Genomic DNA, 22,070 nt, shown 5'->3' on the forward strand with positions numbered 1-22,070 from the left:
CGCCGGCCGGCTGCTCTGGGGTACTTGGTGGGATGAGGTTGCCGCCAGCGGCCGGCACTACCAGGTGCGGTCAGCGCGGCTGCTTCACCGGCAGCACCACGCGGAAGCGCGAGCCCACGCCCGGGGTGCTGTCCAGGTCGATGCGGCCGTGGTGCTTGTTGATGATGCTGTAGGAGATCGACAGGCCCAGGCCGGTGCCGCTGCCCACCGGCTTGGTGGTGAAGAACGGATCGAAGATGCGCTGGCGCAGTTCCGGCGAGATGCCGCCGCCGGTGTCTTCGAATTCGACCCATACGTGATCGCCGTCGACGCCGGTGCGCACGGTGATCGTGCCGCGTTCGGCGATGGCATGGCCGGCATTGAGCAGCAGGTTCATGTAGACCTGGTTCAACTCCGACGGCAGGCACTCCACCAGCGGCAACTGGCCGAACTCGCGCACCAGGGTGACCTTGTACTTGAGTTCGTTCCAGATGATGTTGATGGTCGATTCCAGGCCCGCGTGCAGGTCGACCAGCTTCCACGACTCGTCGCGGCCCGAGTACGAGAAGTCCTTCAGGTCGCGCACGATACGCGTCACCCGTTCGATGCCTTCGCGCGACTCGGCCATCAGCTGCGGCAGATCGCGGCTGATGAAATCGATGTCCAGGCGGTCGCGGATGTCGTCGATCTCCGGAATCAGCGCCTTCGGGTCCGGCGCGCGCAGGGCGCGCTCGTAGGCTTCGATGACGGTGAACAGGCTTCGCAGGTATTCCTGCAGGCTGCCCAGGTTGGAGTGCACGTAACCGATCGGGTTGTTGATCTCATGCGCGACGCCGGCGGCCAGCTGGCCGATCGAGGCCATCTTCTCGGACTGCAGCAGCTTTTCCTGGGTGCCATTGAGGCGCAGGTAGGCCTGGCGCAGCTCGGCGTGGCGCTGCTGCAGTTCGCGTTCGTAGTCTTCCTGCCCTTCAATGTGGCGGAACAGGGCGAGGAAATGGCCTTGGCCGATCGGGCCATGGTGGTACAGGTGGGCGATGACCACGCCCTCGCCCAGCGGCAGGCTGCCATTCCAGTGGCCATGCTGGCGGGCCTGCTCCAGTGCGTCGGGGGGCAGCAGTTCGCGCAGGCGCTGCGGCGGCGGCAGTCCGCCCTCCTCGCCACCGGCCAGCAGGTTCTGCGCGGCCGGATTGGCCAGGGCCACCTGCCCGTCCTCGGTGAACAGCAGCAGCCCTTCGCGCAGGCGCTCAAGCAGGGCCTGCAGCACCGGCTGTGGCGGAAGGGGGGCGGTAACCAGGGCGTTGGCAGCGGACACGGCGACTCGGGGCGTTCGAACAGGCGCCCAATATACGCGGTCGTGCAGCGGGCTTCAGCCCGCTTGATGGGGTTGTGCGACCGCCGTCGCGTCAGGCGACGGCGAGCGGCCGTCCGATGCTGACCGTATGCGACTGGCCCTTGGCGTCGTAGGCCGAGGCGTCTTCGGTGCGGCCGAGCTGGCGCAGTGCCCAGTTCACCTCGCGGCGGCGGCGCGACAGCAGCACGCCGTTGGCACGGTTGCGCTCGGCCAGTTCCTGCAGTTGTTCGCCCTCGCCCACCGGTGGCGCGCCTTCCAGCGCACGCAGCGCTTCCAGCTTGGCGCCGGTAGCCCGGATCAGGGCGTGCACGTCGTGCTCGACCAGGGCCTGGCGCTCAACGTCCAGGGCCTGGGCGAGACGCTGCAGCGGCTCGCTCATTGCCGCAGTCATCCGTGCAGCTGCTGGTCCAGATCGAGCATGCGCGATGCGATCGCGTCCGGATTGATCTTGTAGGTGCCGTTCTGCAGCGACTCGCGCACAGCTGCCACGCGCTGGGCGTCGATCGCCGGGGCGGTGGTCAGCTCACGCTCGATGGCCTGCAGATTGGTGGCCTCGCCGGTCAGGCGCAGGCTGTCGGCCGCCTCGACCGGGCGCGCCGCCGCATCGGTGCTGACGCCGGGCTTGTTGGCCGGGGTCGTCACGCTGCGCAGTGCCTGGGGGACCTGCAGGTTGCCGTCGATTTTCTGGCTCATGGGGTGTCCTGGAGTTGCCGTTCACAAGGGATAACGGCCGCAGGGCCGTGATCTTTAGGGATATTCTGCGGTAATTCAACGCGCCACGATTACGTCACCTGCGGCATCGACCGTGCCCTGCACGATCCGTCGCGAGGAAAGGTTCTCGACCGAGACCCGTTCGTTCTCACCTGCATCACCCATCGCACGACCGGCGATGCGGACCTCGACCGAGCCGCGACGCGACACCAGGGCCACATTGTCTCCTCGCCTGATGAGACGCTGGACCACCAGGTCGCTGTTCGACAGCAGGGCTCCGGCCTGCAACGGACGGCGGGCGATGCGGCCGATCGCTGCAGTGGGATCGGCCAGCACCGCGCCGGCAATCCGGGCGGCGTCACGCTGGGCAGTGGTGATATCGGCGGCAGTGAGGGTTTCTCCAGTACCGATTCCACGGTTGAGCACCAGCACGGTCTGGTTGCGTCGCACTTTCACCGGCACGAACAGGCGCCAACCGCCCGCATCGGGACAGCTGACCTCCACCGTAGTGTTGGCGGTGGGTTGCACCTGCAACGCGCCGCCACATTTCGGCAGGCGCAGCGCATCGGCCACCTGCGCTTCGCCTTCACTGCCCGCCGGCAGCGTCGACAGCGCCGCGGTGCGGATGCTGGCCACCGGCTGCCAGTCCGCAGCGCTCGCCCATGGCGCAGCCACGGCGAGCGCGATGGCGAATAGAGATGTGACCCGGCGCATGGCGCCTCCTTCAATCGGCAAGACCTGGCCCTGGTGCGTGCAAGGGGTGTGCCAGACCGAGGGGCCGCCTTTTGTGGAGTCGAGCCATGCTCGACACCACAAAAGCGCTCAAGTTCCGCCCCCCCACGCCGATACAGCAGCCATGTCCCATGACCTGCTCAACCGGATCGACCAGCGGACCCGACTGGCCGGCCACAACCGCCTGGCGCTGCTGCTGTTCCGTCTCGGCGGACGTCAGCTTTTTGGCGTCAATGTCTTCAAGGTTCAGGAAGTCCTGCGGCGGCCCGAGCTGTTCCAGGTGCCCGGCCTGCCCAGCCAGTTCTCTGGCGTGGCCGACGTGCGCGGCCGCTCGGTACCGGTGCTGGACCTGGGCCTGGCGATCGGCCACCCCGAGCGCGAGCCCGATGCGGACACCTCGCCGGGCTACCTGGTGGTCACCGAATTCAACCGTTCGATCCAGGGCTTCCTGGTCAGCGGCGTGGAGCGCATCGTCAACATCGCGGTGGAAGACATCCACCCGCCGCCGGAGTTGGGCGCCGAGTCGAGCTACCTGACCGCGGTGACCCGCTTCCAGGGTGAGCTGATCCAGGTGATCGACGTTGAAAGCGTGCTGGCCGATATCGCCCAGGTGCGCGGTGAAGCGGTACTCGACCCGGCGATGGCCATGCCCGCCGACGGCCCGCAGCTGCAGGTGCTGGTGGTGGACGACTCGCGCGTGGCCCGCCAGCAGATCCGCAGCGTGCTGGACCAGCTGGGCGTGGGTGCCACCCTGCTTTCCGACGGCAAGCAGGCGCTGGACCACCTGCTGCAGGTCCACGCCTCGGGCGAGAACCCGGCCGAGCGCTACGCCATGGTCATCTCCGACATCGAGATGCCGGCCATGGATGGCTACACGCTGACGACGGAAATTCGGCGCCACCCGGGCCTGGCCGGCCTGTACGTGCTGCTGCACACCTCGCTGTCGGGCGTCTTCAACAACGCCATGGTCGAGCGCGTCGGCGCCAATGCCTTCGTCGCCAAGTACTCGCCGCACGAACTGGCTGATTTCGTGCTGGACCGCCTGCGCAAGGTGGCGCTGGCGGCGTAGGGCCGGCCGCGGGGGGGGGGGCCCGCCCCCCCCCGGCGCGCCCGCGCCCGCCCCGGGGGGCATGTGCCCCCACGCCTTGGGCACACCCCTTGCAGCTTCCCGGGCAACGTTCCCGTGGGAGTGCACCGTGCGCAACCTGATTACCGACTACCTGGGCGTCCACGCCCAGGCCATGCCGTTGCGCGAACAGCGGATGAAGCTGATCGCCAGCAACCTCGGCAATGCCGACACGCCCGGCTACAAGGCCCAGGACCTGGACTTCGATGCCGCCCTGCGCCACGCCCAGGGGCAGGATGCCAACGGCCTGATGGCCACCACCCATGAGCAGCACTACGAGATCAGTAGTGGCCTGAACCCGTTCCAGATCGCGCGCGAAGGCGTGCAGCCCAGCCTGGACGGCAACACCGTCGACCCCGATGCCGAGCGTGCCGCCTATGGTCGCGCCGCACTGGAATACCGCGCCTCGCTCAGCTTCGTCGAGAGCAAGGTGCGTTCCATGCTGACCGCGATCACGGGGCAATAAGCCATGAGCAACCTGCCGATCTTCGATATCGCCGGCTCCGCGCTGCAGGCGCAGTCGGTGCGCATGAGCACCATCGCCTCCAACCTCTCCAACGCCGACACCGTCGCCGGTTCCGCCGACGCCGTGTACAAGCCGCTGGAACCGATTTTCCAGGCCGTCACCAGCAGGAACGATCCGAACATCACCTCGGTGAAGGTGAAGGAGATCAGCCAGAGCGAGGCCGCGCCGATCAAGCGCTACGAGCCGGGCCATCCGCTGGCCGACGCTGATGGCTACATCTACCAGCCCGACGTCGATCCGGTGGCGCAGATGGTCAACCTGATCTCGACCTCGCGCAATTACCAGGCCGGCGTGGAGATGTTGACCACCGCCAAGGAACTGGCCCTGGCCACCCTGACCATGGGCCGCTGAGGCCCGCAGCACCGGACACCGCCATGACCACCGCCGTCAACAACCAGACCAGCCAGGACGTCTATTCCGCGCTGGGCCTGAATGCCCCCAACAGCAATGCCACGAAAAAGAAGAACACGCTTGACCAGGCCGACTTCCTGCGCCTGATGACCGAGCAGCTGCAGCACCAGGATCCGCTGAAGCCGATGGACAACACGCAGATGGTCGCGCAGATGGCGCAGATGTCCACTGTGCAAGGCATCACCGATCTGAACAAGACGGTGAAGGGCTTCCAGGAATCGATGGCCAGCGACCAGGTGCTGCGTGGTGCGGCGCTGGTCGGCCACCAGGTGCTGGTGCCTTCGGAGAAACTGGTGCTGGAGAAGGAAGGCAGCGTCGAAGGCACGGTGGCTGCGCCGTCGGCCGGCATCATCACCGTGGACATCACCGACGCCAACGGCGCCAAGGTCACCTCGCTGAGCGTGGAAGCCAAGGCCGCCGGCGAGACCGCCTTCCAGTGGGATGGCAAGGATGCCAATGGCAAGCGCATGGAACCGGGCAAGTATTCCATCGTCGCCAACCACGTCGACACCGCTGGCAAGAGCACCAAGCTGTCCACCTACGTGCAGGCGCCGGTGGAAAGCGTGACCGTCGGTTCCGACGGCCTGTACCTGAATCTCAAGGGCCTGGGCACGGCCCCGATCGACTACGTGCTCCGCGTCAGCTGAGCCGCACATTCCGCATCAACCAGGAGCATCCCATGGGCTTCAATGTCTCGCTGTCCGGCATCAATGCCGCCAACACCGACCTGAGCGTCACCGCCAACAACGTCGCCAATGTAAACACCACCGGCTTCAAGCAGTCGCGCGCGGAGTTCGCCGATCTGTTCGCTTCGACCAGCTACGGCCTGTCGAAGAACCAGACCGGCTCGGGCGTGCGTGTTTCCAACGTCGCCCAGCAGTTCATCCAGGGCCACAACGAGCAGACCGGGCGCAGCCTGGACATGGCCATTTCCGGTGAAGGCTTCTTCACCATGAACATGAATGGTTCGCGCGTGTACTCGCGTGCCGGCAACTTCCAGACCGACTCGGCCGGCTATGTTGTGAACCCGCAGGGCGCGCGCCTGCAGGTGTTCGCGCCGAACGCCGATGGCACCAACTTCGATGCCGGCCGGCTGGTCGACCTGCAGCTGCTGACCACCGACAGCCCGCCGAAGCAGACCAGCGAAGTGAAGGTTGGCTTCACCCTGCCGGCCAACGCCAAGCAACCGACGGTGGCGACCTTCGACCCGACCGATTCGAACAGCTACAACCACTCCAGCGGTGGCATCACCGTGTACGACTCGCTGGGTGTGAGCCACATCCAGGTCTCGTACTTCGTGAAGGGCGCCAACCCCAACGAATGGACCGTGCGCAATTACGTCGATGGCCAGCCGGCAGGCGCACCCACCCCGGTCACCTTCGACAACAGCGGCAAGCTGGTCGCACCGGCCGACGGCAAGGTCAGCCTCGGCACCTTCACCCCGACCACCGGTGCCGGCCAGTTGAACATGACGCTGGATATCAGTGGCTCGACCCAGTACGGCGAGAAGTTCGCGCTGCGCAACACCCAGCAGGACGGCTACGCCGCGGGCAAGCTCAACGAAGTGACCGTGTCCGAATCCGGCGTGGTCTACGCCCGCTATTCCAACGGCGACGACAAGCCGCTGGGCCAGGTCGCACTGACCACCTTCAACAACACGCAGGGCCTGGAATCGAAGGGCAACAACCTGTGGGTGGAGACCTTCGAATCGGGCACGCCGCGCACCGGCATGCCGGACACCTCCAACCTCGGCAAGATCCAGGCCGGCTCGCTGGAAGCGTCCACCGTCGATCTCACCGAGCAGCTGGTCAACATGATCACTGCGCAGCGCAACTTCCAGGCCAACGCGCAGATGATCACCACCCAGGACCAGATCACCCAGACCGTCATCAACATCCGTTGATGAGCGGCTGACCCTGTCACGGAACTCCCCGCATGGATAAAGCCCTTTACGTGGCGATGACCGGTGCCCGCGCCTCCCTGCAGGCGCAGGGAACGCTCAGCCACAACCTCGCCAACTCGGACACCCCTGGCTTCAAGGAAGCGCTGGCCAACACCGAAGCCTTCCCGATCAAGGGCCCGGGCTTTGCCTCGCGGGTGGATGCGCTGCACGTCGACGCCGGCTTCAACCGCCGGCCCGGCGCGCAGCACATCACCGGCAAGCCGCTGGACCTTGCCCTGCAGAGCGGCACCTGGCTGGCGGTGCAGGCCAGCGACGGCAGCGAAGCGTACACGCGCGGCGCGGCGCTGTCGGTGACACCCAACGGCCAGCTGGTGACCTCCGGCGGCCGCACGGTACTGGATGACAACAACAACCCGATCGCCATTCCCCCCTACCAGGCGATGGAGATCGGCGGCGACGGCACGATCTCGATCATCCCGCAGGGCGAAGGCCCGCAGACGATGGCGCAGATCGGCCGGATCAAGGTGGTGCAGGCACCGGACGAGCGCCTCGAGCGTGGCCTGGATGGCCTGTTCCGCAACACCGACCCGCGCCAGCCGTTCGCCCCGGCGCAGGGCACCGCCGTGCACAGCGGCCAGCTGGAAGGCAGCAACGTCGATGCCGCCGGTGCACTGGTGCAGATGATCCAGCTGCAGCGCCAGTACGAAATGCAGGTGCAGGTGATCAAGCACGGCGACGACAACGCGCGCAGTGCCAACAGCCTGCTGCGCCTGGGCAGCTGACGGAATTCCGGCGCCGCCCGGACGCGGCGCTGGCACACCGCTTGCACACCCGCTACCAAGGGCCGCATCGCGCGGCCGGCTTCACCCAGACAGGACACCGAAGATGAACCAGGCATTGTGGATCGCGAAAACCGGACTGGATGCGCAGCAGATGCGCATGTCGGTGGTTTCCAACAACCTCGCCAACACCAACACCACCGGCTTCAAGCAGGACCGTGCCAGCTTCGAGGACCTGCTGTACCAGCAGGTGCGCCAGCCCGGCGGCTCTTCGTCGGCGCAGACCCAGCTGCCGACCGGCCTGCAGCTGGGTACCGGTGTGCGCGTGGTCGCCACCGCCAAGAATTTCGAACAGGGTGGCCAGCAGCAGACCGGCCGCGCGCTGGACGTGATGGTCAACGGCCGCGGCTTCTTCGAAGTGCAGATGCCGGATGGCAGCTCGGCCTATACCCGTGATGGCTCGTTCAAGATCAACCAGGACAGCGAGCTGGTCACCAACAGCGGCTACCCGGTGCAGCCGGGCATCCAGATTCCCGAGGGCGCGCAGTCGGTCACCATCGGCAGCGACGGCACCATCAGCGTGAAGATGGCCGACGACGCCGCATCGGTGGAAGTGGGCGCGCTGACCCTGACCGACTTCGTGAACCCGGCCGGCCTGCAGGCACGCGGCGAGAACCTGTTCCTGGAAACCACCGCATCGGGCCCGGCGCAGAACGGCAACCCCGGACTGAACGGCCTCGGCACCGTGGTACAGGGTGCGCTGGAAGGCAGCAACGTCAATGTGGTCGAAGAGCTGGTGTCGATGATCGAAACCCAGCGCGCCTACGAGATGAATGCCAAGGCGATCTCCACCACCGACTCGATGCTCGGCTACCTCAACAACAAGATCTGACCGGCCCAACCGGGAACCCGCCATGTCGCCCTTCTTCAAACTCACCCGCACTGCCCTTGCCTGCGTCGTGCCCGCCCTGCTCGGTGGCTGCGTGATCGCGGGCGACGTGCGCCCCTATCCGGCGATGGCGCCGATCCAGCCGATCATGCCGCCGCAGGCCGCGCCGACCGCCGGCGCGATCTACGCCGCCGGCCCGACCCTGCAGCTGTACTCGGACCGCCGCGCGCGCGACGTCGGCGACCTGCTGACCATCACCCTGCTGGAAAACACCACCGCGCAGACCAGTGCCAACACCGCCACCAACAAGGAATCCAACCTGAGCCTGGGCACCCCGTCCATCCTCGGCGCCCCGGTCACCTTGGGCGGCAAGGACATCCTGAGTGCCACGGCCAAGGGCGCGCGTGACTTCACCGGCAAGGGCAACAGCGCGCAGAGCAACCGCCTGCAGGGCAACGTCACGGTCACGGTGATCCAGCGCCTGCCCAACGGCAACCTGGTGGTACAGGGGCAGAAGAACCTGCGCCTGAACCAGGGCGATGAACTGGTGCAGGTGCAGGGCATCGTGCGCCCCGGTGACATCAGCCAGGACAACACCATTCCTTCCAGCCGCGTGGCCGAAGCCCGCATCGTCTATGGCGGCCGCGGCCCGGTCGCGCAGTCCAACGCAATGGGCTGGCTGAGCCGCTTCTTCAACTCCGGCCTGACGCCGTTCTGAGCATGGCCATGAAACTCTTCCTCTCTTCTTCCTGGCAGCGCCGCGTGGCGTCGTTCGTCGCACTGATGCTGCTGGCAATGGCAGCCCCGGCCAGCGCCGAACGCATCAAGGACCTGGCCCAGGTCGGTGGCGTGCGCGGCAATGCACTGGTGGGCTACGGCCTGGTGGTCGGCCTGGACGGCAGCGGCGACCGCACCAGCCAGGCGCCCTTCACCGTGCAGAGCCTGAAGAACCTGCTCGGCGAGCTGGGCGTGAACGTGCCAGCGAACGTCAACCCGCAGCTGAAGAACGTGGCAGCCGTGGCGATCCATGCCGAGCTGCCGCCGTTCGCCAAGCCGGGCCAGCCGATCGACATCACCGTGTCCTCGATCGGCAACGCGGTGTCACTGCGCGGTGGCTCGCTGCTGATGGCCCCGCTGCGCGGCGCCGACGGGCAGATCTATGCCATCGCGCAGGGCAACCTGATCGTGGGCGGCTTTGGCGCGCAGGGCAAGGATGGCTCGCGCGTCTCGGTGAACGTGCCCAGCGTCGGTCGCATTCCCAATGGCGCCACCGTTGAACGTGCCCTGCCCGATCCGCTCGCCAATGGCGGCGACATCACCCTGAACCTGCACAACAACGATTTCACTACAGTCTCGCGCATGGTCGCCGCGCTCAACAACGCGTTCGGCGAAGGCGCCGCGCGCGCGGTTGACGGCGTGACCGTGGCGGTCACTGCGCCGACCGATCCCGGCGCACGCATCGGCCTGCTGGCGCGCATCGAGAACCTGGAGCTGACCCCGGGCAGCGCCCCGGCCAAGGTAGTGGTCAATTCGCGCACCGGCACCGTGGTCATCGGCCAGCAGGTACGGGTCGGCCCGGCCGCCATCTCGCATGGTTCGCTGACGGTGACGATCCAGGAAAACACCAACGTCAGCCAGCCCAATGCCCTGTCCGGCGGCCGTACCGTGGCCAGCCCGCAGTCGACCATTACCGCCACCAACGATGGCAGCCGCATGTTCAAGTTCAGCGGCGGCACCACCCTGGACGAGATCGTGCACGCGGTGAACGCCGTGGGCGCGGCACCGGGCGACCTGATCGCGATCCTGGAAGCCCTGAAGCAGGCCGGTGCACTGAGCGCCGAGCTCGAGGTGATCTGACATGCGCATCAATCCCGCATTTGATCTGCACCCGGCGCAGCAGAACGACCCGGCCAGGATCGACAAGGTCGCGCGCCAGCTGGAAGGCCAGTTCGCACAGATGCTGGTCAAGAGCATGCGCGATGCCAGCTTCGGCGACTCGCTGTTTCCCGGCGAGAACAAGATGTTCCGCGACATGTATGACCAGAAGATCGCCGAGGCCATGACCCGCGGCAAGGGTCTGGGCCTGTCCGGCATGATCACCCGCCAGCTGTCCGGTCAGCCCGCCGACGGCCCGGCGCTGGACACGCGCGTGGACCCGGCCAAGGCCAGCCGCGCCTATCAACTCAACGCGCCGGCAAAGCCCGCACCGTCGCTGCCGCTGGAAGATGGCAGCCAGGCCGTGCGCATGCTGCAGCAGATGGCAGCCGGCGCACAGCACGGCGCACAGGCCGCACTGGCACCGATGGAGCAGGCACTGGACCTGATCGCCGGCCGCGAAAGCAGCAGCCTGCACCGCTCGCTGGGCACCGAGGATCCATATATCGGCAACCTGCAGGGCGAGGACTGGTCCGCCAACAGCGACCAGTGGTCGGCGACGGCCAGCAATCGCGGTACGGCCATGAGCCCGGCCGATGCGATGGCGACCCGCACCGCCGTCGCTCAGCTGGGCGCGCACACGCCGGAAGGTTTCGTCGCCAGCATCTGGCAGCACGCACAGAGCGCGGCCAGGGAACTGGGCGTGGACGCCCGTGCGCTCGTCGCCCAGGCGGCATTGGAAACCGGTTGGGGCAAGCGGCACATCAAGCATGCCGACGGCAGCACCTCGCACAACCTGTTCGGCATCAAGGCCAATGGCTGGAACGGCCAGCGCGCCACGTCCGGCACCCATGAGTATGTGGATGGCGTGCGCCGCAACGAGACCGCCAGCTTCCGCGCCTACAGCTCGCCGGCCGAAAGCTTCGCCGACTACGTGCGCCTGCTGAAGACCAGCCCGCGCTACCAGCAGGCCCTGCAGGCCGGCACCGACGTGCAGGGCTTCGCCCGTGGCCTGCAGCGCGCCGGCTATGCCACCGACCCGCGCTACGCCGCCAAGATCGCCGCGATCGCCGGTGGCCCGACCATCGAGCGCGCCGTCGCCGCCGTGGCCGACGCCGGCTCGCGCCTTGGCCAGACCTTCGCCAGCACCGCGACCGCGGCGCTGGGTATCACTCGTCGTTGAGGAACACCATGTCCAGCGTACTTTCCACCGGTACCGGTGCCCTGCTCGCCTTCCAGCGTGCGTTGGCGACCACCAGCCACAACGTGGCCAACCTCAATACGCCCGGCTACAGCCGGCAGAAGGTCAACTTCGCCACCGCCGATCCACAGAACTACGGCTATGGCACGGTCGGCAATGGCACCCGCATCACTGATATCCGCCGCACGGCCGACCAGCTGGCGATCTCGCGCCTCCTCGACAGCAGCGGTGAACTGGCGCGCCTGAAGCAGCTATCGGGCATGGCCGACCGGGTCAATGCCCTGTTCTCCGATGCGGCAACCAACGTGGCCGGCGTCTGGTCGAACTTCTTCGATTCGGTCAGCGGACTGTCGTCCAACGCGGCCGGCACCGCCGACCGCCAGAACATGCTCGACGGCGGCAAGGCCCTGGCCAACCGCTTCGTGCAGCTCAACACGCACCTGAACAACCTCAACAGCGAGGTCAACAACGGCCTGCTGGCCGGTGCCACCGAGGTCAACCGCCTGGCGCAGGAAATCGCGCAGATCAACGGCGCCATCGGCACCAACATCGCCTCTGCCGCACCCGACCTGCTCGACCGCCGCGACCAGCTGATCACCCAGCTGATCGGCTACACCGGTGGCACGGCGGTGATCCAGGACGGCGGCATCATGAATGTCTACACCGCCGGCGGCAACGCGCTGGTGGTGGGTACCACGGCGACCAAGGTCACCACCGTGGCCGATCCGTACCAGCCCGAGCGCCTGCAGCTGGCACTGGAAACCCAGGGCAACACCATCCGCCTCGACCCGAAGGCGGTCGGCGGCCAGATCGGCGGCCTGCTGGAGTTCCGCGACACCGTGCTGACTCCTGCCCAGGCTGAACTGGGCAAGCTGGCGGTGGGCCTGGCCGAAAGCTTCAACCAGGCGCACCACCAGGGCGTGGACCTGTATGGCCAGATGGGCGGCGACTTCTTCAACATCGGCAACCCGCGTGTCACCGCCAACAACAGCAATGCCGGCACCGCCAGCCTTAGCGCAACCTATGGCGACCTGGGCAAGCTGGATGCGCAGAACGTGGTGCTGCAATTTGATGGCACCAACTGGAAGGCCAGCCGTGCCGACACCGGCGCCAGCATTCCGCTGACCGGTACCGGCACCGCCGCCGACCCGCTGGTGATCAACGGTGTGCAGCTGGTGGTGGGCGGCACGCCGGCGGCCAACGACCGCTTCCTGCTGCAGCCGACCGCCGGCGTGGCCGGCAGCCTGGAAATGGCGATCACCGATCCGTCGCGCATCGCTGCGGCCGCTGCGGTGAAGGGCGCGGCCGCCACCGCCAACACCGGCACCGGCAAGCTGAGCGGCGTTACCGTCACCGATTCGACCAACGCCAACCTGCGCAATCCCTCGGCGATCGTGTTCACCTCGGCCACCACCTACACCATCGACGGTGGCCCGCCGCAGACCTACACGCCCGGCCAGACCATCAGTGCCAACGGCTGGAGCTTCGTGCTGGACGGCGCGCCGAAGGTGGGCGATACCTTCAACATCACCCCGACCCCGGCCGGCTCATCGGACAACAGCAACGCCTCCAAGCTGGCCAAGGTGGAGAGCGCAAAGGCGTTCAATGCCGGGACGGTGACACTGAACGGTGCACTCGGTGGCCTGACCACCCAGGTTGGCGCCGCCGCGCGCTCGGCCGAGTACTCGCTCGACGCGCAGCTGGTGATCAATGACAAGGCGCAGGAAGCCCGCGATGAAGTGTCCGGCGTGAACCTGGACGAGGAAGCCGCCGACATGCTGCGGCTGCAGCAGGCCTACCAGGCCGCCTCGCAGCTGATCTCCACCGCCGACAGCATGTTCCAGACCATCCTGGGAGCCGTCCGCCGATGAGCAGCCGCATCTCCACCAGCATGATGTTCAACCAGTCCGTGTCGCTGATGATGGCCAAGCAGGCCAAGCTCAGCCACCTGGAGCAGCAGATCGCCACCGGCAGCAAGATCGTCAGCGCCAAGGACGACCCGGTGGCCGCCGGTACCGCGGTCGGCCTTGACCGCAGCCTGGCCGCACTGGATCGCATGAAGCTCAACGCCGGCAACGTGCAGAACCGCCTGGGGGTACAGGAAAACACCCTGGCGCAGGTCAACGACCTGATGGCACGCGTCAACGATCTGACCATCCAGGCCAGCAATCCAGCGCTGAGCGCGGCCGATAAGAAGACGCTGATCACCGAGGTCAACCAGATCCGCGACGGCCTGCTGTCGCTGGCCAACGCCGACGATGGCACCGGCCGCTACGTGTTCGGCGGCACCAACGACGGTGACCCGCCGTTTGCCAAGATCAACGGCAAGGTGGTCTACCGTGGCGACCAGACCCAGCGCCAGATCGAAGTCGGCCCCGATACCTATGTGCGCGATGCCCTGCCCGGCAGCGAGATCTTCATGCGCATTCCCACCGGCGATGGCTTCGTTGACGGCAGCGCCGCGGCCGGCAACACCGGCAACGGCGTGCTGACCAACGTCACCCGCGACGGCAGCGACAGCTGGAACGGCCAGGGCTTCAGCGTCCGTTTCACCACCGGCAACCAGTACGAAGTGGTGGACGGCGCAGGCAACGTGACCGGCACCGGCACCTACAAGGCCGGCGACGATCTGGAAGTGAATGGTGTCCGCCTTCGCATCACCGGCGCACCGGCGGCGGGCGACAGCTTCAGCGTGCAGGCCGCCAGCAGCCGCGACATCTTCGCCACCATGGACAACCTGGTGGCAGCGCTGGGTGCCGACACCGGCACCACCGCGCAGATGACCGCGCAGCAGAACCAGCTGCAGAGTGCACTGCGCGACGTGGCACGCGCCTCCGAGCGGATGATCGACTCACGCGCTGCCGGCGGTGCGCAGTTGAAGGCCCTGGACAATGCGGCCGACATGCGCGAGGCCAATGGCGTGACGCTGAAGACCACGCTGTCGCAGATGCGCGACCTGGATTACGCCGATGCGCTGAGCCAGTACCAGCTGCAGAGCACCGCGCTGCAGGCGGCACAGACGATCTTCTCGCAGATGCAGTCGATGTCGCTGTTCAACAAGCTCCGCTGACGCTTCCCAAGCGCCACCCTCTGAAGGCCGCGATGCCCTGCACCGCGGCCTTTTTCGTTCCTGCGTGCCCATTCCCTCGCGCTCGCCGGGCGTGTCACGGCGCTACCGGAAAGATGCCCCGGTGCATTTTCCGTGATTTCCCATCAAGCCCGGCCCTGCCCCGCCGATACCTTCATCAGCGCTGGTTGGGCATGCCCAACCGCCCCTTCCGGGGTCGCCTTCACGCCCGACCAAGGCTGGAAAACCCCGGAAAAACAGCCTCCGGCAGCGAATTTTTGCTCCAGCGGAATTCACGCCTAAAGGTTGTTGACAAAGCGCCGTTATTCATTTGGCAACGGCGAAGCACACAGCCACACAAAAAAACAGGCGGCGCTTCGTTTCATTCACCAACGGGTTCCATATAAGAGGAGACGACCCCATGGCACAGGTAATCAACACCAATACGATGTCGCTCAACGCTCAGCGCAACCTGAGCACCAGCGGCAGCTCGCTCGCTACCACCATCCAGCGCCTCTCGTCCGGCCTGCGCATCAACAGCGCGAAGGACGACGCGGCCGGCCTGGCCATCAGCGAGCGCTTCACCACCCAGATCCGCGGTCTGGACGTGGCCATCCGCAACGCCAACGACGGCATCTCGCTGGCCCAGGTCGCAGAAGGTTCGCTGAACGAAGTGGGCAACAACCTGCAGCGCATCCGCGAACTGGGTGTGCAGGCCTCCAATGCCACCAACTCGGCCAGCGACCGCAAGGCCCTGCAGGCGGAAGTGACCCAGCTGGTTTCGGAAATCGATCGCGTCGCCAAGCAGGCCGACTTCAACGGCACCAAGCTGCTGGACGGCAGCTTCACCAGCCAGCTGTTCCAGGTGGGCGCCAACGCCGGCCAGGCCATCGCCATCAACAGCGTGGTCAACGCAAAAGCCGATTCGCTGGGCGCGGCCACCTTCGCCAACGGCTACACCGGCACCAGCCTGGCAGCGGCCGACAAGGCCACCGCCGACACCACCTATTCCGGCCTGCAGGTCTCGGTGACCCCGCCGGGCGGCACCGCCACCACGGTCACCATCAGCGACTTCACCGTGAAGGCCGGCGAGTCGATCACCTCGGCCACCGCGGCGGCGATCAACAACAAGCTGGGTGAAACCGGCGTGGTTGCCTCGGTCAATGCCGGCGTCATCAGCCTGGCCTCGGTCAAGGATGGCCAGACCTTCGCCCTGGGTGTCAGCGCGGCGACCCCGCCGGCCGGTGTCACCGCCGCGACCATCGCCGGCCTGGGCCTGACCGAGACCAGCACCAACGGCGGCACCCTGACCGGTGCAGCGGCCAGCTTCGTCAAGGACCTGAACGTCACCACCGCCGAAGGCGCACAGAAGGCGATGTCGATCGTCGACAAGGCCCTGGAATCGGTCAACAGCGTCCGCGCCGACCTCGGCGCGATCCAGAACCGCTTCACCTCGGTGGTGGCCAACCTGCAGACCTCCTCGGAGAACCTGTCCGCATCGCGCAGCCGCATCCGCGATACCGACTTCGCCAAGGAAACCGCCGAACTGACCCGCACCCAGATCCTGCAGCAGGCCGGCACGGCCATGCTGGCCCAGGCCAACCAGGTACCGCAGAACGTGCTCAGCCTGTTGCAGCGCTGACATGAGCCGCCCCCGGTGCACGTCGGGGGCGTCTAACCCAACTCACGTGCAACCGCTCAAGGACCTCTCCTCATGGCACAAGTCATCAACACCAATACGATGTCGTTGAATGCTCAGCGCAACCTGAGCACCAGCGGCAGCTCGCTGGCTACCACCATCCAGCGCCTGTCCTCCGGTTCGCGCATCAACAGCGCCAAGGACGACGCCGCCGGCCTGGCGATCTCCGAGCGCTTCGGCACGCAGATCCGCGGTACCGACGTCGCCATCCGCAATGCCAACGACGGCATCTCGCTGGCCCAGGTCGCCGAAGGTTCGCTGACCGAAATCGGCAACAACCTGCAGCGCGTCCGCGAGCTGTCGGTGCAGGCCTCCAACGCCACCAACTCGGCCAGCGACCGCAAGGCGCTGCAGGCCGAAGTGACCCAGCTGGTCTCGGAAATCGACCGCGTCGCCAAGCAGTCGGACTTCAACGGCACCAAGCTGCTGGACGGTTCGTTCTCCAGCCAGCTGTTCCAGGTCGGCGCCAACGCCGGCCAGGCCATCGCCATCGACAAGACCATCGATGCCAAGGCCAATGCCCTGGGTGGCGCCAAGTTCGACACCAACTCGCTGGCCCTGGCCGACCCGGGCACCAACGCTGATTTCAGCACCAGCGGCCTGTCCATCAACGGCGTGGCCATTGCCGACGTCTCGGTCAAGCAGGGCGCCGATGCTGCTGCCACCGGCAAGGCCTCGCGTGAAGCGCTGGTGACCGCGATCAACGCCAAGATCGGCGAGACCGGCGTCTACGCTGAAGTGAACGGCACCACCGGCGTGACCCTGACCTCGGTCAAGGACAGCGTCAACGCCGATGGCTCGTTCAAGGCCATCACCGCGACTCCGGGCACCTGGACCGGCGCCACCGCGCCGACCTTCACCGCCACCACCGCTGCTGCAGCGCCGGCTGCGAAGTACGCCAGCAACCTGGACGTCAGCACCGTGAAGGGCGCCCAGCAGGCGATGGAAATCGTCGACAAGGCCCTGGGTGCGATCAACAGCACCCGCGCCGACCTCGGTGCGGTCCAGAACCGCTTCACCTCGGTCGTGGCCAACCTGCAGACCTCGTCGGAAAACCTGTCGGCTTCGCGCAGCCGCATCAAGGACACCGACTTCGCCAAGGAAACCGCCGAACTGACCCGCACCCAGATCCTGCAGCAGGCCGGTACGGCCATGCTGGCCCAGGCCAACCAGGTGCCGCAGGGCGTGCTCAGCCTGCTGCGCTGATCCGCTCACTGATCGACCCCCGGGCGCCGCATGACGCGGCGCCCGGATCCTGAAACACGTTCCACCTTCGCCAAAGGAAAAGCACCATGGCACAAGTCATCAACACCAACACCATGTCCCTGAATGCTCAGCGCAACCTGAGCACCAGCGGCAGCTCGCTGGCTACCACCATCCAGCGCCTGTCCTCCGGTTCGCGCATCAACAGCGCCAAGGACGACGCCGCCGGCCTGGCGATCTCCGAGCGCTTCGGCACGCAGATCCGCGGTACCGACGTCGCCATCCGCAATGCCAACGACGGCATCTCGCTGGCCCAGGTCGCCGAAGGCTCGCTGACCGAAATCGGCAACAACCTGCAGCGCGTCCGCGAGCTGTCGGTGCAGGCCTCCAACGCCACCAACTCGGCCAGCGACCGCAAGGCGCTGCAGGCCGAAGTGACCCAGCTGGTCTCGGAAATCGACCGCGTTGCCAAGCAGTCGGACTTCAACGGCACCAAGCTGCTGGACGGCACCTTCTCCAGCCAGCTGTTCCAGGTGGGCGCCAACGCCGGCCAGGCCATCGCCATCGACAAGACCATCGATGCCAAGGCCGGCTCGCTGGGCACCTCGACCTTCGCCACCGGCGCCACTGCCGCCCTGACTGCCAGCACCGATGGTGCCCGCTTCTCCGGTACTGTGATGGGCGTGGACATCGGCACGGTTGAAGTGAAGGCCGGCGCCACCACGGCGGATGCCTCCAAGGCCGTCGCCACCGCCATCAACGCCAAGATCGGCGAGGCCGGCATCTACGCCGAAGCCAATGCCGACGGCACCCTGAAGCTGAGCTCGGTGAAGGAAGGCAAGGCTATCGCCACCGCCGATATCGCCCTGATGCGCAGCGACTACGACGCGACCGCCAAGACCTGGGGCACCGCGGCGGCTGCGGGCGCCTACACCGCCGGCACCGACACCTCGGCCAACGTGCAGAAGCTGGACGTGAGCACCGTGCTCGGCGCCCAGCAGGCGCTGGAAGTGGTCGACAAGGCCCTGGGTGCGATCAACAGCACCCGCGCCGACCTCGGTGCGATCCAGAACCGCTTCACCTCGGTCGTGGCCAACCTGCAGACCTCGTCGGAAAACCTGTCGGCTTCGCGCAGCCGCATCAAGGACACCGACTTCGCCAAGGAAACCGCCGAACTGACCCGCACCCAGATCCTGCAGCAGGCCGGTACGGCCATGCTGGCCCAGGCCAACCAGGTGCCGCAGGGCGTGCTCAGCCTGCTGCGCTGATCCACGGCAAGAAGCGCCGCTACCGTCGGGTCAAACCGGCGGTAGCGGCAACCCGGAAGCCACGATGCACGAAGGCGCGGGCCATGCCCGGCCCGGGATCACTCCCGAACCGGCTTGGCATCGCCCGCTCCTGCGGACCTCTCTTTCAGCGCTGTACCTTTGACTGTACGTACCGGGCGGCTTCGTCTCCCCCCGATTGTCAGTAGCCTGATCCCTCCCCTGCATTGGGGGAGGGCTTTTTGCAGACTCCCGGCAGCCCGCGGTGAACCCACCCGCACCCTGCCCCAACCCTCCTGCAACCTGCGTGCCAGAACCTGCGCCAGACCTCTGGCACGGCACATGCATCAACGAAGTCCTCAAGACCCAGCGGCGCAGGCCGCTATTTTCGTTGACGACGGGCCACCGCATGGCGGCCAGGCCCGGATACCAGGAGAAACGACGTGGCAGACTTTGGATACGGTGGCATTGGCTCGGGCCTGGATATTTCCAGCATCGTCAACCAGCTGGTCGCAGCTGACCGCAAGCCCGCCGACAATGCGCTGAACCTGCAGCAGTCCAAGGCCAAGATGCAGCTGTCGTCGATCGGCACCGTCACTGCGGCGTTCGACAAGCTGAAGACCGCGCTGACCGCGCTCAAGGCCACCACGGCCTTCGACACCCGCACCGTCACCGCCACCGGTAAGTCCGGCCCCAACAATGCCGACGATGTGCTGACCGCGTCGGTAGCGCTGTACGACCTCGGCACGACCAAGGCAGCGGCTTCCAACGGCACGCACCAGGTGGAAGTGAAATCCCTCGCCACCGCGCACAAGCTGATTGCCGACACCTCGTTCCCGAAGACCGACACCTTCGGCGCCGGAACCTTGACGCTGACCGTTGGCGTTGGCGACAAGGCCAAGACCATGAACGTGGCAGTGGAGGACGGCGACACGCTGACCACCATCCGCAACAAGATCGATGCCGCGGGCCGCAAGGAAGGCGTGCAGGCGACGCTGATCAGCTCCGGCGACAACCAGTACCTGTCGATCGCCCAGGAAAAGACCGGTGCCGCCAATGCAATCAAGCTGGAATATGCGGGCAGTGACCCCAAGCTGGGCGCGCTGGTCGGCAGCCTGAAAGAGAACACGCCTGCAGCGGACGCCGAACTGACCATCGACGGCGTGAAGGTGGTCAGTGCCAGCAATACGGTGACCGATGCCGTGCCGGGCCTGACCCTGAACCTCAAGGTTCCCGGCAAGAGCACGGTGGTGATCAGTACCGACACGGCCGCCGCAACCAAGGTCATGCAGGAGTTCGTGACCGCCTACAACGCGGCGATCGCGGCGATCAATACCGAAACCAAGTACGACGCCAAGACCAAGGAAGCGGCCACCTTGACCGGCGATGCGCAGATGCGTGGCGCCTCCAGCCAGCTGCGCTCGGTGATGTCGGGCGTGTTGAAGGAACTATCCGCCGACGGCCTGGACCCAAAGGTGCTGGGCCTGCAGACCCGCGGCTATCCCAACGCCGACGGCACCCTGGTGCTGGACACCACCAAGTTTGCCGCGGCACTGGCCAGCCAGCCTGAAAAGATCCGCTCGGCGATTACCGGCGACACCGGCGGTGCGGGCACGCTCTACACCATGGTCGACGGCTACGTCAGCACCACGGTCGGCAAGGAGGGCGCGTTCGTCGCCCGTACCAAGGGCCTGAACACCACGCTGGACAACATCGACAAGCGCCGCAAGGACCTCGACACGCGCATGAAGAGCGTGGAAGAGCGCTACAAGAAACAGTTCCTGGCGCTGGACAGCCTGATGGGCAAGCTGCAGCAGAGCAATACCGCGCTGCAGCAGCAGCTGGCACAGTTGAACCGCTGACGATGCGTGCGCGGCACTCAAGTTTGCCGCGCAACGCACCGATAACGGACGCAACAGCAATCATCGCCGCGCCGTCGGCACCGATCCCCACGATCACCGGCGGCACCCCGCGCAAGGAGAATCACGAATGTACGGTTCCAGCCGTCAATATGCCGAGCAGTACCGCCAGGTAGGAGTGACCAGTGCGGTCGCCGATGCCGATCCGCACAAGCTGGTGGCGATGCTGCTGGCCGGTGCGCTGGAGCGCGTGCGGCGCGCCCTGGCCAGCCTCGAGCGTGGCGACCAGGCCGGCAAGGGCAAGGCCATCGGCGAAGTCTGCGCGATCGTCGGCCACCTCAATGGCTCGCTGGACCATGAGGCCGGCGGCGAGATCGCCGGCAACCTGTCGGCACTCTATGACTACGTGCTGCAGCGCCTGACCGAGGCCAACCTGCACAACGACCGTGCCGCGCTGGATGAATCACTGCAGCTGCTGGGCGAGATCGACAGCGCCTGGAATGCGATCCCGCACGAACAGCGCCGCCCGGCCGCGGTGGCACCATGAGCCTGCACGAACTGCATGCACAGCTGGATGCCTTCGAGAAGGCTTTGGGCGAAGACTCCCTCGACCAGGCCGACAGCCTGCTCGACGGCCACGACAGCACCCTGCACGCCCTGCTCAGCCAGCCGCTGACCGCCGCCGACCACGCTCCTCTGACGGCCCTGTTCGAGCGCCAGCAGAATCTGCTCGGCCTGCTGCGCCAGCGCCGTGATGCCGTGGCCGCACTGATGAACGACGGCCAGCGCTCCCTTCGCGCGGCGCATGCCTACCTGCAGGCAGAATCGCTGGCATGACCTCGCTGCCGACCACCTCGCTGCACCACCCGGCCGAAAGCGAGCTGTTCGACGAGACGCTCAGCTGCGAACTGGCCCTGCCCGCCGAATTCCAGGCGGGCAGCGCGGCCGGCCGCACCAGCAGTGCCGAAGGCCTGCTGCGCAGCCTGGCGCTGGTCGAGGACAGCCGCGTCGACGAACACGACGAACGCAACGAATCCAGCCTGCAGCTGCAGCGCCTGGAAGCCAAGCTGGACCTGGCGATGGTGCTGCTCGGCCGGCTGGTTCGCCAGCAGGGCCAGGAGCTGACCCTGCGCCCGGTGCGCTGGTCGCGCCGTGGCATCCGCTTGCAGCTGGGCCCGCGCAGTAGCGCCACCCCCGGCCAGGCCGGCGTGGTGCGCCTGCAGCCCAGCGACTGGCTGCCCGACCACATCGACCTGCCGGTGGAAGTCATCGCCGAGGCGGCCGACGGCAGCGGCGGCCACTTCCTGTGGCTGCGCTTCCAGCGCCTGGGCGATGGCCTGGAGATGGCGATGGAGCGGCACCTGTTCCGCCTGCACCGCCGCCAGGTGGCCGAGGCGCGCCGCGCACGTTGAAACCCGCCACCCCGGCACTGCACGGCCGACCCTTGGCGCGCCCGTTCAGCTAAGTTAAGGTGGACTCCCCTACACGGATCCG

General features: G+C 66.8%; 23 protein-coding genes. 19 read left to right on the top strand and 4 right to left on the bottom strand.

Translation table 11 applies throughout. The annotated features are described in order from the left end of the window. Positions 1-70 precede the first annotated feature (70 nt). The 4 genes from V3B30_RS02290 to flgA form a co-directional block, all read right to left on the bottom strand. Positions 71-1,291, bottom strand: a complete 1,221-nt coding sequence (locus tag V3B30_RS02290; protein WP_100472215.1) for an ATP-binding protein — start codon at positions 1,289-1,291, stop codon at positions 71-73. A 91-nt stretch (positions 1,292-1,382) separates the two neighbouring features. After that, positions 1,383-1,721: a FlgN family protein gene (locus tag V3B30_RS02295; RefSeq protein ID WP_014037132.1), complete on the bottom strand. Its 339-nt coding sequence runs from the start codon at positions 1,719-1,721 to the stop codon at positions 1,383-1,385. After that, the gene (gene flgM / locus V3B30_RS02300) at positions 1,718-2,023 is read right to left on the bottom strand and encodes a flagellar biosynthesis anti-sigma factor FlgM (protein ID WP_005409579.1); all 306 of its coding nucleotides are present in this window, start codon (positions 2,021-2,023) and stop codon (positions 1,718-1,720) included. Before flgM ends, V3B30_RS02295 begins: the two co-directional genes overlap by 4 nt. 75 nt (positions 2,024-2,098) lie before the next feature. Continuing rightward, complete coding sequence (gene flgA / locus V3B30_RS02305) at positions 2,099-2,755, bottom strand: flagellar basal body P-ring formation chaperone FlgA (protein ID WP_262082667.1); 657 nt, start codon at positions 2,753-2,755, stop codon at positions 2,099-2,101. A gap of 142 nt (positions 2,756-2,897) precedes the next feature. On the opposite strand from flgA, the gene V3B30_RS02310 reads away from it, so the two are divergent. The 19 genes from V3B30_RS02310 to V3B30_RS02400 all read left to right on the top strand — a co-directional run bounded on the left by V3B30_RS02310 (position 2,898) and on the right by V3B30_RS02400 (position 21,988). Beyond that, the gene (locus V3B30_RS02310) at positions 2,898-3,842 is read left to right on the top strand and encodes a chemotaxis protein (protein ID WP_014037130.1); all 945 of its coding nucleotides are present in this window, start codon (positions 2,898-2,900) and stop codon (positions 3,840-3,842) included. A gap of 127 nt (positions 3,843-3,969) precedes the next feature. Further along, complete coding sequence (gene flgB, locus V3B30_RS02315; RefSeq protein ID WP_005409576.1) at positions 3,970-4,365, top strand: flagellar basal body rod protein FlgB; 396 nt, start codon at positions 3,970-3,972, stop codon at positions 4,363-4,365. A 3-nt stretch (positions 4,366-4,368) separates the two neighbouring features. Next, a complete protein-coding gene (gene flgC / locus V3B30_RS02320; protein ID WP_087922495.1) occupies positions 4,369-4,776 on the top strand; it encodes a flagellar basal body rod protein FlgC in 408 nt (135 codons plus the stop codon). A 23-nt stretch (positions 4,777-4,799) separates the two neighbouring features. Then, the gene (locus V3B30_RS02325; RefSeq protein WP_087922494.1) at positions 4,800-5,483 is read left to right on the top strand and encodes a flagellar hook capping FlgD N-terminal domain-containing protein; all 684 of its coding nucleotides are present in this window, start codon (positions 4,800-4,802) and stop codon (positions 5,481-5,483) included. Between the two features lie 32 nt (positions 5,484-5,515). Further along, the gene (gene flgE, locus V3B30_RS02330) at positions 5,516-6,739 is read left to right on the top strand and encodes a flagellar hook protein FlgE (RefSeq protein WP_087922493.1); all 1,224 of its coding nucleotides are present in this window, start codon (positions 5,516-5,518) and stop codon (positions 6,737-6,739) included. 32 nt (positions 6,740-6,771) lie between these two features. Further along, positions 6,772-7,521 carry a flagellar basal body rod protein FlgF gene (locus V3B30_RS02335; protein WP_087922492.1) on the top strand — a complete coding sequence of 250 codons (750 nt, stop codon included), beginning with the start codon at positions 6,772-6,774 and terminating at the stop codon, positions 7,519-7,521. A 103-nt stretch (positions 7,522-7,624) separates the two neighbouring features. Next, a complete protein-coding gene (gene flgG, locus V3B30_RS02340) occupies positions 7,625-8,410 on the top strand; it encodes a flagellar basal-body rod protein FlgG (protein WP_087922491.1) in 786 nt (261 codons plus the stop codon). Between the two features lie 22 nt (positions 8,411-8,432). Then, a complete protein-coding gene (flgH, locus tag V3B30_RS02345; RefSeq protein ID WP_087922490.1) occupies positions 8,433-9,125 on the top strand; it encodes a flagellar basal body L-ring protein FlgH in 693 nt (230 codons plus the stop codon). 2 nt (positions 9,126-9,127) lie between these two features. Beyond that, positions 9,128-10,264 (top strand): flagellar basal body P-ring protein FlgI, encoded by a 1,137-nt coding sequence (locus V3B30_RS02350; protein ID WP_100472211.1) that lies wholly within the window; start codon positions 9,128-9,130, stop codon positions 10,262-10,264. A 1-nt stretch (position 10,265) separates the two neighbouring features. After that, positions 10,266-11,465, top strand: coding sequence for a flagellar assembly peptidoglycan hydrolase FlgJ (gene flgJ / locus V3B30_RS02355; RefSeq protein WP_262082669.1), 1,200 nt, complete (start codon positions 10,266-10,268; stop codon positions 11,463-11,465). A gap of 8 nt (positions 11,466-11,473) precedes the next feature. Further along, positions 11,474-13,354, top strand: coding sequence for a flagellar hook-associated protein FlgK (gene flgK, locus V3B30_RS02360; protein ID WP_100472209.1), 1,881 nt, complete (start codon positions 11,474-11,476; stop codon positions 13,352-13,354). Continuing rightward, the gene (gene flgL / locus V3B30_RS02365; RefSeq protein WP_087922486.1) at positions 13,351-14,553 is read left to right on the top strand and encodes a flagellar hook-associated protein FlgL; all 1,203 of its coding nucleotides are present in this window, start codon (positions 13,351-13,353) and stop codon (positions 14,551-14,553) included. Before flgK ends, flgL begins: the two co-directional genes overlap by 4 nt. Positions 14,554-14,971: 418 nt before the next feature. Next, positions 14,972-16,192, top strand: a complete 1,221-nt coding sequence (locus V3B30_RS02370) for a flagellin (protein ID WP_100472208.1) — start codon at positions 14,972-14,974, stop codon at positions 16,190-16,192. Positions 16,193-16,264: 72 nt separating this feature from the next. Then, on the top strand, positions 16,265-17,455 hold the full coding sequence (locus V3B30_RS02375; RefSeq protein WP_100472207.1) for a flagellin: 1,191 nt from the start codon (positions 16,265-16,267) through the stop codon (positions 17,453-17,455). Between the two features lie 86 nt (positions 17,456-17,541). Then, positions 17,542-18,720 carry a flagellin gene (locus V3B30_RS02380; RefSeq protein WP_329809631.1) on the top strand — a complete coding sequence of 393 codons (1,179 nt, stop codon included), beginning with the start codon at positions 17,542-17,544 and terminating at the stop codon, positions 18,718-18,720. Positions 18,721-19,160: 440 nt separating this feature from the next. Then, on the top strand, positions 19,161-20,579 hold the full coding sequence (gene fliD, locus V3B30_RS02385; protein ID WP_100472205.1) for a flagellar filament capping protein FliD: 1,419 nt from the start codon (positions 19,161-19,163) through the stop codon (positions 20,577-20,579). A gap of 127 nt (positions 20,580-20,706) precedes the next feature. Next, positions 20,707-21,123 (top strand): flagellar export chaperone FliS, encoded by a 417-nt coding sequence (gene fliS, locus V3B30_RS02390; protein WP_005416447.1) that lies wholly within the window; start codon positions 20,707-20,709, stop codon positions 21,121-21,123. Further along, entirely contained in the window at positions 21,120-21,413 is a 294-nt protein-coding gene (locus V3B30_RS02395) for a hypothetical protein (protein ID WP_262083862.1), read from the top strand. Before fliS ends, V3B30_RS02395 begins: the two co-directional genes overlap by 4 nt. Further along, a complete protein-coding gene (locus tag V3B30_RS02400) occupies positions 21,410-21,988 on the top strand; it encodes a PilZ domain-containing protein (protein ID WP_100472203.1) in 579 nt (192 codons plus the stop codon). Before V3B30_RS02395 ends, V3B30_RS02400 begins: the two co-directional genes overlap by 4 nt. Positions 21,989-22,070 lie beyond the last annotated feature (82 nt).

The sequence above is a fragment of the Stenotrophomonas sp. SMYL41 genome (assembly GCF_036319965.1).
Lineage (GTDB): Bacteria > Pseudomonadota > Gammaproteobacteria > Xanthomonadales > Xanthomonadaceae > Stenotrophomonas > Stenotrophomonas maltophilia_R.